11 protein-coding genes and 1 pseudogene are annotated in these 12,597 nt (G+C 70.8%); 10 read left to right on the top strand and 2 right to left on the bottom strand.

What is annotated here, in order from left to right; genetic code table 11:
- Window positions 1-34: 34 nt before the first annotated feature.
- The 5 genes and pseudogenes from C0010_RS15235 to C0010_RS05770 form a co-directional block, all read left to right on the top strand.
- Window positions 35-247, top strand: a pseudogene (locus C0010_RS15235) (PTS sugar transporter subunit IIB); the annotation flags it as partial.
- A gap of 114 nt (window positions 248-361) precedes the next feature.
- On the top strand, window positions 362-625 hold the full coding sequence (locus C0010_RS15130; RefSeq protein ID WP_174150329.1) for an HPr family phosphocarrier protein: 264 nt from the start codon (window positions 362-364) through the stop codon (window positions 623-625).
- Between the two features lie 5 nt (window positions 626-630).
- Window positions 631-2,277: a phosphoenolpyruvate--protein phosphotransferase gene (gene ptsP / locus C0010_RS05760; RefSeq protein ID WP_105566123.1), complete on the top strand. Its 1,647-nt coding sequence runs from the start codon at window positions 631-633 to the stop codon at window positions 2,275-2,277.
- A 32-nt stretch (window positions 2,278-2,309) separates the two neighbouring features.
- Window positions 2,310-4,316, top strand: coding sequence for a PTS mannitol transporter subunit IICBA (locus C0010_RS05765; RefSeq protein ID WP_105566124.1), 2,007 nt, complete (start codon window positions 2,310-2,312; stop codon window positions 4,314-4,316).
- 5 nt (window positions 4,317-4,321) lie between these two features.
- Window positions 4,322-5,464: a mannitol-1-phosphate 5-dehydrogenase gene (locus C0010_RS05770; RefSeq protein WP_105566125.1), complete on the top strand. Its 1,143-nt coding sequence runs from the start codon at window positions 4,322-4,324 to the stop codon at window positions 5,462-5,464.
- 63 nt (window positions 5,465-5,527) lie between these two features.
- Here the strand turns inward: C0010_RS05770 and C0010_RS05775 are convergent, their stop codons facing one another.
- Entirely contained in the window at window positions 5,528-6,010 is a 483-nt protein-coding gene (locus C0010_RS05775) for a DUF3237 domain-containing protein (RefSeq protein WP_105566126.1), read from the bottom strand.
- Between the two features lie 38 nt (window positions 6,011-6,048).
- On the bottom strand, window positions 6,049-6,939 hold the full coding sequence (locus C0010_RS05780) for a LysR family transcriptional regulator (protein ID WP_105566127.1): 891 nt from the start codon (window positions 6,937-6,939) through the stop codon (window positions 6,049-6,051).
- Between the two features lie 112 nt (window positions 6,940-7,051).
- On the opposite strand from C0010_RS05780, the gene C0010_RS05785 reads away from it, so the two are divergent.
- The 5 genes from C0010_RS05785 (at window position 7,052) to C0010_RS05805 (ending at window position 12,592) form a co-directional block, all read left to right on the top strand.
- Window positions 7,052-8,092 carry an MBL fold metallo-hydrolase gene (locus C0010_RS05785; RefSeq protein ID WP_105566128.1) on the top strand — a complete coding sequence of 347 codons (1,041 nt, stop codon included), beginning with the start codon at window positions 7,052-7,054 and terminating at the stop codon, window positions 8,090-8,092.
- A gap of 36 nt (window positions 8,093-8,128) precedes the next feature.
- A complete protein-coding gene (locus C0010_RS05790) occupies window positions 8,129-9,475 on the top strand; it encodes an MFS transporter (protein WP_232531756.1) in 1,347 nt (448 codons plus the stop codon).
- 153 nt (window positions 9,476-9,628) lie between these two features.
- Window positions 9,629-10,246 carry a flavin reductase family protein gene (locus tag C0010_RS05795; RefSeq protein WP_232531758.1) on the top strand — a complete coding sequence of 206 codons (618 nt, stop codon included), beginning with the start codon at window positions 9,629-9,631 and terminating at the stop codon, window positions 10,244-10,246.
- Window positions 10,247-10,375: 129 nt separating this feature from the next.
- Window positions 10,376-11,830, top strand: coding sequence for an NAD-dependent succinate-semialdehyde dehydrogenase (locus tag C0010_RS05800; RefSeq protein ID WP_174150324.1), 1,455 nt, complete (start codon window positions 10,376-10,378; stop codon window positions 11,828-11,830).
- 57 nt (window positions 11,831-11,887) lie between these two features.
- The gene (locus C0010_RS05805) at window positions 11,888-12,592 is read left to right on the top strand and encodes an IclR family transcriptional regulator (RefSeq protein WP_105566129.1); all 705 of its coding nucleotides are present in this window, start codon (window positions 11,888-11,890) and stop codon (window positions 12,590-12,592) included.
- Window positions 12,593-12,597: the final 5 nt, after the last annotated feature.

The following is a 12,597-nucleotide window of genomic DNA, read 5'->3' on the forward strand; positions in this document are numbered from 1 at the left end:
CATGATGGGGAGCACAAGAGAGAGGTTCCGATCGATGAGGATCATCGTGGTGTGCGGCGCGGGCGCTTCCAGCACCTTCGTCGCCGCTCGGCTGCAGGCCGCGGCCGACGCCGCAGGGCTCGACATCGAGGCCACGCCGGCCGCGCTCGCCGACCTGCCGTACTACGCGGGGCTCGCCGACGGCCTGCTGCTGGGCTCGCACCTCGCCGCGAGCGCGCGCATGCTGCCGGAGTTCGACGGCGTCCCCACCGAGGTCCTCCCCCACGACATCGCGACCGACCGCGACGGCAGCCGAGCGCTGTCGTTCGCGAGGCACATGCTCGCCCCGACCGGGGTGGGAACAACAGGAAAGGAAGCCGCCATGGCTACTCGCACCGTCACCATCGCCGCATCGCACGGCCTGCACGCCCGCCCCGCGAAGCTGTTCGCAGAGGCAGCGAAGAACTCAGGGCTGGACGTCACGGTCGCCAAGGGCGACGGCAAGCCCGCCAACGCCGCGAGCATCCTGGGCGTCATCGCCCTCGGCGCGAACCAGGGCGACGAGGTCACGCTGACGGTCGAGGGCGACGGTGCTGAGACCGTTCTCGACCAGCTGGCCGGCATGCTCGAGACCGACGCGGAGTGACCCGGATGGTCGAGATCAGCGGAGTCGGTGTCGGTTCCGGTGTCGCGCACGGGCCCGTCGCGCTCATGGCGGCGCCCCTCGAGGCGCCCGCCGATGCGCCGTCGGAGCGCACGCCCGACGAGGAGAAGGCCGCCGTTTCGGCCGCGGTCTCGGCCGTCGCGGCCGAGCTGAACGCGCGCGGCGAGCGCGCGGGCGGCGCGGCGCAGGACGTGCTCGAGGCGCAGGCCATGATGGCAGAGGACCCGACGCTCGCCGAGGCCGTCGACGCGAAGATCGACGGCGGCTCGACGGGCGAGTACGCCGTGCACACGGCGTTCGCGGAGTTCGCGGCCCAGCTCGTCGAGCTCGGCGGCTACCTCGGCGAGCGGGCCGCCGACCTCGCCGACGTCGCGCAGCGCGTGATCGCGCACCTGCGCGGCGTCGCGGCGCCCGGCGTGCCCGAGCCCGGCCACCCGTTCGTGCTCGTCGCGCGGGACCTGGCCCCCGCCGACACCGCTCTGCTCGATCTCGACCAGGTCCTCGCCGTCGTCACGACCGACGGGGGCCCGACCTCGCACACCGCGATCCTCGCCCGCGAGAAGGGCATCGTCGCCGTCGTCGGCACGGGCGAGCTCGAGCTCGCCGACGGCCAAGAGGTGCTCGTCGACGCGGCGAACGACCTCGTCGTCGCCGGCCCGACCGATGACCAACTCGCGGAGGCGGACAAACGTGCCGCGGCGCGCGCCGCCGCCGCGAACGCGCCGATCACCCCCGGCGCCCTCGCCGACGGCACCCTGGTGCCGCTGCTGGCGAACCTCGGCTCGCCGGACGGTGCGGCCGAGGCCGTCGAGCTGGGCGCGGAGGGCGTGGGCCTGTTCCGCACCGAGTTCCTCTTCCTCTCGGCCGACGAGGCACCGAGCGTCGAGAGCCAGACCGAGAGCTACCGGCAGCTGCTCGAGGCGTTCGCGGGCAAGAAGGTCGTCGTGCGCGCCCTCGACGCCGGCGCCGACAAGCCCCTGTCGTTCCTGACCGACGCCGACGAGGAGAACCCCGCCCTGGGCCGCCGCGGCATCCGGGCCCTGCAGCACCGCGAGAACGTGCTGCGCGATCAGCTCACGGCCCTCGCCGCCGCCGATGCCGCCACCGACGCCGATCTCTGGGTCATGGCGCCGATGGTCGCCACCGTCGACGAGACCGAGTACTTCACGGCGCTCGCCGAAGAGCTCGGGCTGAAGACCGCTGGCGTCATGGTCGAGGTCCCGTCGAGCGCCCTGCTCGCCGACGACATCCTGCGCGTCGCCGACTTCGCCTCGATCGGCACGAACGACCTCGTGCAGTACACGATGGCGGCCGACCGCCTCCTCGGCTCGGTCGCCCACCTGCAGAGCCCGTGGCACCCCGCCGCCCTGCGGCTCATCCGGATGGTCGCCGAGGGCGGCGCGAACAACGATAAGCCCGTCGGCGTCTGCGGCGAGGCCGCGGCCGACCCGCTCCTGGCCGTCGTGCTCGTCGGCCTTGGCGTGAAGACGCTGTCGATGTCGCCCTCGGCCCTCGCCGACGTGCGCGCCGAGCTCAAGCGCTACACGCTCGCCGATGCCGAGCGCATCGCCGCGGCGGCCATCGCCGCCGGCAACGCCGACGGCGCCAAGCGCGCCGCCCGCGCGGCCGCCTGACACCCGTTCTCCTCGAGAAAGCACACTTCGACATGTCTACGACGACATCCGGCACGAAGTCGCCCGGCAAGTTCCGGGTCGGCGTACAGAAGGTCGGTTCCTTCATGTCGGGCATGGTCATGCCCAACATCCCCGCGCTCGTGATGTGGGGGCTGCTCACGGCCCTCTTCATCCCCGACGGCTGGTGGCCGAACGAGCAGCTCGCGACCCTCGTCGACCCGACGATCCACTACCTGCTGCCGATCCTGATCGCCTACACGGGCGGCCACGCGATCTACGACAAGCGGGGCGGCGTCGTCGCCGCGGTCGCCACGATGGGTGCGATCGGCGGCAGCGACCTGCTCATCGCGATCGCCAACGAGTCGGGCGACGGCGGCCTGGGCCAGATCCACATGTTCCTCGGCGCCATGATCATGGGCCCGCTCGCCGCGTGGCTGATGAAGAAGATCGACGGGATCTGGGAGAACAGGATCCGCGCCGGCTTCGAGATGCTCGTCAACATGTTCTCGGCAGGAATCTTCGGCCTGATCGCCGCCGTGTTCGGGTTCTTCGCCCTCGCGCCCGCCGTGAACTGGCTCACGGGCGTGCTGTCGACCGCTGTCGAGTACCTGATCAACCACAGCCTCCTGCCGCTGACGAGCATCCTGATCGAGCCGGCGAAGGTGTTCTTCCTGAACAACGCCATCAACCACGGCGTGCTGACGCCGCTCGGCGTCGGCGAGGCCGAGGTCACGGGCAAGTCGATTCTGTTCCTGCTCGAGGCGAACCCGGGCGTCGGCCTGGGCGTGCTGATGGCGTTCACGTTCTTCGGCGTCGGAGCCGCGCGCGGCTCCGCCCCCGGTGCCGCAATCATCCAGTTCTTCGGCGGCATCCACGAGGTGTACTTCCCCTACGTGCTGATGAAGCCCGCCCTGCTGGTCGCCGTGATCGCCGGCGGCATGTCGGGCGTCGCCGTGAACGCCCTGTTCGACACCGGGCTGCGGGCGCCCGCCGCCCCCGGCTCGATCGTCGCGATCATCTTCCAGGCGCCGGGCAGCGACCTCCTCGGCATCCTGCTCGCCGTTTTCGTCTCGGCCGCCGTCACCTTCGTGATCGCCTCGATCATCCTGCGGGCCGGCCGCAAGCGCGACCTGGCCGGCGACGACCAGTTCTCGGCGGCCGTTCGGCAGACGATGGCGAACAAGGGCAAGGATTCGGCCACGCTGAGCGGACTCATCGCCAGCGAGGCCACCGCCGTGAAGACGATCGAGCGCGTGGTGTTCGCCTGCGACGCCGGCATGGGCTCGTCCGCCATGGGCGCCAGTGTGCTGCGCAAGAAGTTCAAGGACGCCGGCATCACCGATGTCAGCGTGACCAATAGCGCGATCGCGGCGCTCGACACCAGCGCCGACCTCGTCGTGACGCAGGAGCAGCTGACCGATCGCGCGAAGGCGAGCGTGCCCGACGCGCTGCACATCTCGGTCGACGGCTTCATGAACGCGCCGGAGTACGACGAGGTCGTCGACCTCGTCAAGGCCCAGCGTTCGGCCTCCGCCGAGCCCGAGCCCCCCGCGGCTCCGGCCGCGGCGGGCGCCGCCGGCCCCTTCGGCCCCGGCCCCCAGGGCTCGAGCGTGCTGAAGCCCGAGTTCGTGCGGATCCACGCGGGCGGCGCCAGCCGAGACGAGGCGCTCGCCGAGGCGGCGGCGATCCTGCAGGGTGCGGGCGCCGTCACGGGCGACTACCTACAGGCGATGAAGGACCGCGAAGAGGCCGTCTCGACCTTCATGGGCAACGGCCTCGCTATCCCCCACGGTACCGAGGCCGCCAAGGACGCCGTGCTCGGCTCGGCCCTCGCGGTGCTGCGCTACGACGGCGGCGTCGAGTGGGGCGGCGGCGACACCGCGACGTTCGTGATCGGCATCGCAGGCGTCGACGGCGCGCACCTCGAGATCCTCGCGAGCGTCGCGCAGCAGTTCGGCGACGACGAGCAGGTTGCGAAGCTGAACGCCGCGACGACCCCAGAGGAGCTGTACGACATGCTCGCGAGCGAGATCGGCTGAACCGGATGACGAAACAGGCAGTGCACTTCGGTGCGGGGAACATCGGCCGCGGCTTCGTCGGCATGCTGCTCGCCGAGGGCGGCTACGACATCGTGTTCTCGGACGTGGCGGCTCCCCTCGTAGATGCGATCAACGCCGCGGACAGCTACACGGTGCACGAGGTCGGCGACGGCGGCCGGGACGTCACGGTGACGGGCTTCTCGGCGCTCAACAGCCAGAGCGATCCGGATGCCGTGGCCGAGGCGGTCGCATCGGCCGACGTCGTGACGTGCGCCGTCGGGCCGACGGTGCTGAAGTTCATCGCGCCGCACATCCTGGCCGGCATCCGGCAGAGGCCGGCAGTCGCCGCCCCCGTGCAGGTGATGGCCTGCGAGAACGCGATCGGCGCGACCGACGCCCTGCGCGGCCACATCGTCGAGCTGGCTGGCGACGGCTGGGCCGAGATCGCCGACCGCGCCGTGTTCGCGAACACGGCGGTGGACCGCATCGTCCCCGGCCAGCCGGATGGTGCAGGCATCGACGTCACGGTCGAGCCGTTCTTCGAGTGGGCGATCGAGCGGGGCCCGTTCGGCGAGGAACCGCCGAGCATCCCCGGCGCGCACTTCGTCGACGACCTCGCCCCGTACATCGAGCGCAAGCTCTTCACGGTGAACACGGGCCACGCCGCCGCCGCTTATCACGGCGCGGCGGCGGGGATCGAGAAGATCGCCGACGCGCTGGCCGACGACGCGGTCGCGGCGAAGGTGGCCGCCGCGATCGCCGAGACGAACGCCGTGCTCGAGGCGAAGCACGGGTTCGCGCCGGACGACCTCGCCCAGTACCGCGCGACGATCCTCGACCGCTTCCGCAACCCGGCCCTGCCCGACACGGTGCAGCGCGTCGGCCGGCAGCCGCTGCGCAAGCTCTCGCGCCACGAGCGCTTCGTCGGCCCCGCCGCCGAGGCCGCCGAGCGCGGGATCGGCACCGAGGCGCTCGTCGCCGCGATGGGCGCCGCCCTGCGCTTCGACGCCCCCGACGACGATCAGGCCGCCGAGATGAAGGGCCTGCTCGAGACGCTCTCGCCTGAGGAGTTCACGGAGCGCGTCACGGGGCTCGAGCCGGGCCACCCGCTCTTCGCGGCGGTCGCCGCGGAGGTCGCCGCCCGCTGACGCGGAAGGCCGGGTCGGCGCCGCTCGGGCGCCGACCCGGCCTTCTCCGTGCGGCGGTGGGGTCTACGCAACCAAGAAGACGTCGACGACGACCCGGTCGGGGTGGCGCGTGCCCGTTCCGACGAAGATCCGGTCGCCGAGCCATTCCCATCGGCCGCCACCGGTGAGCCGCGGCACGCAGCGGAAGTAGATCCGCTCTGCGGGCACTGCGTCGCCGGCGACGAGCGCCGCGATGTCGATTGCGGATCCGGAGCGGAGCCCCCGGTTCTCGACGGCGATCCGCTCGCCCTGGTCGGTCTCGATCGCGTACTTCGCCTCGAGCACCGTCGTGGTGGCAGATCGCAGCACCTGGAAATCAGCCCCGCCCGGCAGGATCCTTCCGCTCACGCCGGGGCCATCGAACGTGCCGCCTTCGATCGGAATGATCCGCTGTGCGCCGCCGGGGATGTCGCCGAGCTCGACGGGAGAGGCCACGAAGGCCGTCACGGTGCCGAAGTACTCGAGCGGCGGGGCCGCGGGGCGGGTTCGGTCTGCGCCATCGCTCATGGGGCGAGCGTAGTCGTTGCTGCGCCCCCATGCGGCGCTCACACCCCTTTGAGCGCGTCCAGCGCAGCGCGCGCTCGGCGCGACAGCCGGTGCTGGCCGGCCGTCACGCCGACGATGGCGTTGCTCTCCGCAAGACCGTGGATCGGCACGTAGGCCACCTTGCGTCCGTCGAACGTGTCGCCGGTCTGCGGTGGGCTGTTCACGAGCGAGTAGCCGTAGCCGCGCGCGACGAGCGACAGGATCGTCTGCATGTTGCCGCTCGTGAAGCGAACGGTCGGCTCGTGCCCGGTCGTCCTCAACTGCTCCAACAGGCGCTCCCGCGTCGGCGGAATGTTCAGGAAGACAGCGTCCATGCCGATGAAATCCTCGACGCTCACACTCTCCCGCGACGCGAGGACATGGTCTTCCGGCACCACGAGGTGCAGCTGCACGCTCGAGAGCGTCTCCCACCGGAGGCCCGGGTCCGCCTGCTGGCTGTAGAGCAGCGCGAGGTCGAGCCGTCCCGTTCGCACCTCTTCCTGGATCTCGTTGGGCCCGCCTTCAGTGAAGTCGACTCGGACGAGCGGGTGATCCCGAGACATCCGATGCAGGAGTTCGGGGATCAGCCGCGGCGAGAGCGTGAAGCTGCACCCGACGCGCAGGTTCCCCGCCAGTTCGCCGGTGCCCTCCCTGACAGCCTCGATCGCTTCTTCGACGCTGTCGAGGACGCGGCGTGCATGCGCGGCGAACTGCACGCCGTGCAGCGTCGGCACGACCTTGCGGGAACGCGGTCTGATGAGCAGGTCTACGCCGAGATTCGACTCCAGCTGCGCCACGGACATCGACAGAGCCGCCTGTGACACGTGCTCGGCTTCCGCCGCCGCTGTGACGGAGCCGGTGTCGACGACCGCGACGAAGTACTGCAGCTGTCGCAGCGTCACGTCAGGCATAAGTTCCCTTGATGGCTCACTTCATCTGATTTGACTTTTCAGATTACCCGTTCGGGCGCACGCTGAACACAGACGCACCGACGGGGTGGCGACAACGCGCAGGGAGGCTGCCATGACTTCGACGGATCTCGAACCGCGCGTGATCACGCTCGGGACGGCGGGTGGCCCTCGTTGGTGGGGCTCGGGCGAACCGATCACCCGCACCGGCATCGCGACCGCGATCCAAGTCGGCGACGAGTTCTACCTCGTCGACTGCGGCCACGGCGTCGGGCGTCGGATCAACGAGGCGGGGCTGTCTCTGAAGAACCTTCGCGGCGTGTTCATCACGCATCTCCACTCCGACCACACCGTCGATCTCGCGAGTCTTGCGATCTTCGGGCTCTACGAGATGGTCGGTCGCGAAGGCGCCCCCGTGCCGATCATCGGCCCGGGCGATCGCGGCGCGCTCCCCCCGCTGTCGCCCCGCGCCGTCGTCCCGCCTCGGCCGGTCGCGCCGGAGTGCCCGACGCCGGGGACGGCGCGGATGTTCGCGACGCTGATGGCCGCTCACGCGACCGACCTGAACGACCGGGTGCTCGACTCGCTCCGTCCCAGCCCGCTCGACCTCTTCGATGCCCGGGACATCGAGATCCCCGCCGGCATCGCCTACCACCCGAACGACCGCCCGACGCCAGCGATGGAGCCGTTCGAGATCTTCCGCGACGATCTCGTGACCGTCACGGCGACGCTGGTCGAGCATCCACCGATAGCCCCCGCATTCGCGTTCCGGTTCGACACAGCGGCAGGCTCGGTCACCATCTCGGGCGACACAGCGCCGACCCAGAACCTCGTGAGACTCGCGCGCGATACCGACCTGCTTCTGCACGAGGCGATCGACTTCGCCTTCGTCGAGTCGGTCTACGCAGGTCGAGCGGACGAGGGCTCACGCGCGTCGCGCGACCATCACTACAAGTCGCACACCTCGGTGGGCGACGCGGCACGCCTCGCGGCAGAGGCGGGCGCGCGACAGCTCGCGCTCCACCATCTCGTTCCCGGCACGGCGAAGGACGACGTCTGGCGTGCCGCTGCCCGCGATTTCCCCGGCGCGTTCCATGTGCCGGACGACCTCGATGTCCTCCCGGTACGCTCCCCCGTCCCGGTCGACGCGAGCTGAACAGCCCCCGCTCCACACCCGATTCAAGGAGGAATCGTGACACGGAACGACTCGAGCAGGACAACCCCCCTGCGCCCCGACGACAGCACGGCGACGATCGTCGCCGCCACGCTCAACACGGCGGAGATGCGGCGCATCCTCGCGTCGAGCTTCATCGGCACTGCGGTGGAGTACTACGACTTCATCCTGTACTCCGTCGCCGCGGCGGTCGTGTTCAACAACGTGTTCTTCTCCGGTCTGCCCGCCGGCGTCGCGCTGTTCGCCTCGTTCGCGACACTCGCCGTCGGATACGTCATGCGCCCGCTGGGCGGCATCGTGTTCGGGCACTTCGGCGACCGCGTCGGCCGCAAGAAGATGCTGGTTCTGTCGATGATGATGATGGGCATCGCCACCACATTGATCGGCCTTCTCCCCACGACCGCCCAGATCGGCGTCGTCGCACCGATCGTGCTGGTCCTCCTGCGCCTCGTGCAGGGCATCGCAGTCGGCGGCGAATGGGGAGGCGCAGCGCTCATGGCCATGGAGCACGCGCCGCAGCGGAAACGCGGCTTCGCGACGTCGTTCGCGAACGCGGGCGGACCGGCCGGCGCGATCCTGGCCACCGTGGTCGTCTCCGTCGTCTCCAGCGCCACCGGGGAGAACTTCCTCACGTGGGGGTGGCGCATCCCCTTCCTGCTGAGCGCTGTTCTCATCGTCGTCGGCCTCGTGATCCGGTTGCGCGTCAGCGAGTCTCCCCTCTTCCGGCGCCTCGAACAGTCGAGCGCGAAGCGCCGGCTGCCGATCCTCGAAGTGATCACCGATCACCCGCGCGCCGTACTGCTTGCGCTGCTCGCGACCCTGAGCTTCTACTGCTGTCAGGGAATCATCACGGTCTGGGGCGTGTCCGCGGCCGTCGAGGCGGGGGCTGACCGTACGAGCGTGCTCGCGTGGAAGGCCGTCGGTGCGGGCCTGACCCTCGTCATCACGTTCCTGTCGGCGCGGCTCAGCGACAGGATCGGTCGGCGCACCGTGCTCCTCAGCGGCGGAATCCTCGGCGTCGTATTCGCGTTCCCGATGCTGCTCCTGCTGACCAATGGGACGGTGTGGGGTTTCGCGACCGCCGATCTGCTCGGCAACGGCCTCATCCAGGGCCTGCTGTACGGTCCCATCGGTGCCTTCATCGCAGAGCAGTTCCCGACCAAGGTGCGCTACACGGCTGCATCGCTCGCGTACCAGGGCGCGTCCACGCTCGGCGCAGGATTCACACCGATGATCGCAACAGGGCTCGTACTCGTCGCGGGCGGCACGATATGGCTCGTCGGGGGCTTCTGGATCCTCGTCATGCTGATCGGCATGCTCGCCGTCATCGTCACACCGGAGGGTTCGAAGAAGGCCCTGGCCTGACATGACGGGAACGCCCGGGCGGGGGCCGAGTCGGCCCACCCCGGGCGTTCCCGCGCACGACGCATTGTTACGCCGTTCCGCCCGCATTCAGCCGCGCAGTGCCAGCATGGGGAGAACGCACACCGCGCGATCATCCGAGGAGGTATCGACGTCATGAGCCACGCATCCGCCCTGTCCCAGGGGCCGAAGGCACACACCGACACGAACCCGGACGGCCGCGCGATGTCGCCCTCGATGCCCCCGGTGAGCGCCTCGTCGCTCGACGACCTGCACCCGAACGACTTCAAGACGGCGTTCCGGCACCACCCGGGCGGCGTCGCCGTGATCACGGCGACGGGGCCGAACGGCCACGTCGCGCTGACGGCGACCTCGGTCTCGTCGGTGAGCGCCGAGCCGCCGCTCCTCGTCTTCTCGGTGTCGGCCCTGTCGTCCGCGACCCCGACGATCGTCGGGGCCGAGCACGTGGTCGTGCACCTCATCGACACCGACAGCATCGGAATCGCGCGCCTGGCGGCCACGAGCGGCATCGACCGCTTCGCCGACACGAGCCTGTGGCACGAGCTGCCGACGGGCGAGCCCGTCTTCCACGGCACGCGCTGGCTGCGGACCCGGATCGAGAGCCGGGTCGTCGGCGAGACCGCGACGATCATCGTCGCCCGCGCCCTCGAGTCGAACGTCTCGGCGGAGGAGCCGCAGGCGCCCGAGACGGGCCTGGTCTACGTGAACCGCGAATGGCACGGAATCGGCGACCACACGCGTTTCGGGGCCTGACGCTTCCCGCAGCGCCGGATGGATGGACGCCAGTCCATTCATCCGGCACTTGTGTGTGATCTGGGCACATTGCCCGCGGCACCGCGCACCCGTAGCGTGGAGCCGTAGGTCTCACAGAGGAGCAGCACTATGCGCATCGACATCGCCGGCGTCCTGAGCCGCGTTCCCACAGGTCAGTTCATCGGCGGCGAGTTCCGCGAGACGGGCGCGACGATCGACGTGATCGACCCCGCGACGGGCGGGGCCTTCACCTCGGTCTCCGACGGCACCGCCGAACACGCGCGCGCCGCGATGGACGCGGCGTGCGACGCCGCCGACGCCTGGGCCGCGACCGACCCCCGCGAGCGCGCCGATGTGCTGCGCCGCGCCTTCGACCTCATCATCGAGCGGCGCGACGACTTCGCGGCGCTGATGACGCTCGAGATGGGCAAGCCGCTCTCCGAGTCGTACGGCGAGGTCGACTACGGCGCCGAATTCCTGCGCTGGTTCTCGGAGGAGGCCGTGCGCATCGAGGGCCGCTACTCGCAAGCGCCCGCGGGCGGGGGCCGCATCCTGACGATCAAGAAGCCCGTCGGCCCCGTCTTCGCGATCACGCCGTGGAACTTCCCGCTCGCGATGGGCACCCGCAAGATCGGCCCCGCACTGGCCGCCGGATGCACCGTCGTGATCAAGCCCGCCAAGCAGACCCCTCTCACGATGCTGTACCTGATGCAGGCGTTCGTCGATGCCGGGCTCCCCGCCGGGGTCGTGAACTGCATCGTGACGAGCGCGTCGGGGAAGACGAGCGAGGCGATCCTCACCGATCCTCGCCTGCGCAAGCTGACGTTCACCGGTTCGACCGAGGTCGGCCGCACCCTGCTGCACCAGGCGGCCGACCCCGTGCTGCGCACCTCGATGGAGCTCGGCGGCAACGCCCCGTTCCTCGTGCTGGAGGATGCCGACGTCGACGCGGCCGTCGCGGGCGCCATGGTCGCGAAGTACCGCAACAACGGCGAGGCCTGCACGGCCGCGAACCGCTTCTACGTGCATCGCGCCGTCGCCGAGGAGTTCCAGCGCAAGCTGGCGGAGGCGACCGCCGGGCTCGCGGTCGGCCCCGGCGCCGACGAGTCGAGCACGATGGGCCCGCTCGTCGACCAGCCGAGCCTCGACAAGGTCGGCGAGCTCGTCGACGACGCCGTCGACAAGGGCGCGAAGGTGCTCACGGGCGGCTCACGCCCCGACCGCGCCGGCTTCTTCTACACCCCGACCGTGCTGGGCGACGTGCCGCGCGATGCCCGCGTGCTGCGCGAGGAGATCTTCGGCCCCGTCGCACCCGTCGTGGTCGTCGACTCGGACGACGAGGCGATCGACCTCGCGAACAGGAGCGAGTTCGGCCTGATGGGCTACGTGTACTCCCGCGACATCAGCCGCGGCCTGCGCGCCGTCGAGCGCCTCGAGAGCGGCATGATCGGGCTGAACTCCGGCAAGGTGTCGAACCCGGCCGCCCCGTTCGGCGGCGTGAAGCAGTCGGGCCTCGGCCGCGAGGGATCGCACGAGGGGCTCGAGGAGTACCTCGAGGTCACCTACGTCGGCATCACCCTCTGACGCGCACCGGCCCGGGGTCCCACGGGGCCCTGGGCCGTCGTGTGCCATTATCGAACGATGGTGGAGCAAACGGGCGGCGGGTCGCAGACCCTGAGCCGCGGCATCCGGATCCTCGAGATCCTCGCGGCGAGCGACCGTGCCCCGTCGATCGACGAACTCGCCTCCGCGCTCGGCGTGCACCGCTCGGTCGCGTACCGCCTGCTGCGCACCCTCGAACACCACGGGCTCACGGCGCGAGACGGGGCTGGCCGCATCCGGCTCACGGCGGGGCTCGCCTCGCTCGCCTACGGCGCCTCGCGCGACCTGCAGCAGGCCGCATACCCCGAGCTCGTCGCGGCCGCCGACGAGCTCGGCATGACGTGCCTGATCGCCGTGCTGCTCGACGGCGACGAGGCCGTCACCCTGATGAGCGCGTCGCCGCGGGGGCAGGTCGGCGTGAGCTACCGGCCGGGCCACCGCCACCCGATCACCCGAGGCGCCCCTGGGCGCGCGATCCTCGCCGGCCTCCCCCGCGCCTCATGGCCGGCGGGCCTCGACCCCGAGCTGCTGGCCGAGCTCGACCGCAGCGCGGCGCGCGGCTACGCGACCAGCCGCGGCGAGGTCGTCTCGTCGCTGCACTCGGTCGCCGTGCCGCTCGCCCTGCCGGCGCAACCGCCCGCCTCGCTCGCGGCGATCCACATCGACCTGCCCCGCGGCGAGGCCGAGATCGCCGAGGCGCTCCGCGGAGGCGCCGACCGGATCGCGCGGGCATTCGGCGGCTGAGACTG

The organism is Microbacterium halophytorum, from assembly GCF_002970975.1.
Classification (GTDB): Bacteria; Actinomycetota; Actinomycetes; order Actinomycetales; family Microbacteriaceae; genus Microbacterium; species Microbacterium halophytorum.

Excerpts from the sequence above, each read along its gene's own strand:
- C0010_RS15130 (WP_174150329.1), top strand. The coding sequence starts at position 362 with ATGGCTACTCGCACCGTCACCATCGCCGCATCGCACGGCCTGCACGCC.
- ptsP (WP_105566123.1), top strand. The coding sequence starts at position 631 with ATGGTCGAGATCAGCGGAGTCGGTGTCGGTTCCGGTGTCGCGCACGGG.
- C0010_RS05765 (WP_105566124.1), top strand. The coding sequence starts at position 2,310 with ATGTCTACGACGACATCCGGCACGAAGTCGCCCGGCAAGTTCCGGGTC.
- C0010_RS05770 (WP_105566125.1), top strand. The coding sequence starts at position 4,322 with ATGACGAAACAGGCAGTGCACTTCGGTGCGGGGAACATCGGCCGCGGC.
- C0010_RS05775 (WP_105566126.1), bottom strand. The coding sequence starts at position 6,010 with ATGAGCGATGGCGCAGACCGAACCCGCCCCGCGGCCCCGCCGCTCGAG.
- C0010_RS05780 (WP_105566127.1), bottom strand. The coding sequence starts at position 6,939 with ATGCCTGACGTGACGCTGCGACAGCTGCAGTACTTCGTCGCGGTCGTC.
- C0010_RS05785 (WP_105566128.1), top strand. The coding sequence starts at position 7,052 with ATGACTTCGACGGATCTCGAACCGCGCGTGATCACGCTCGGGACGGCG.
- C0010_RS05795 (WP_232531758.1), top strand. The coding sequence starts at position 9,629 with ATGAGCCACGCATCCGCCCTGTCCCAGGGGCCGAAGGCACACACCGAC.
- C0010_RS05800 (WP_174150324.1), top strand. The coding sequence starts at position 10,376 with ATGCGCATCGACATCGCCGGCGTCCTGAGCCGCGTTCCCACAGGTCAG.
- C0010_RS05805 (WP_105566129.1), top strand. The coding sequence starts at position 11,888 with ATGGTGGAGCAAACGGGCGGCGGGTCGCAGACCCTGAGCCGCGGCATC.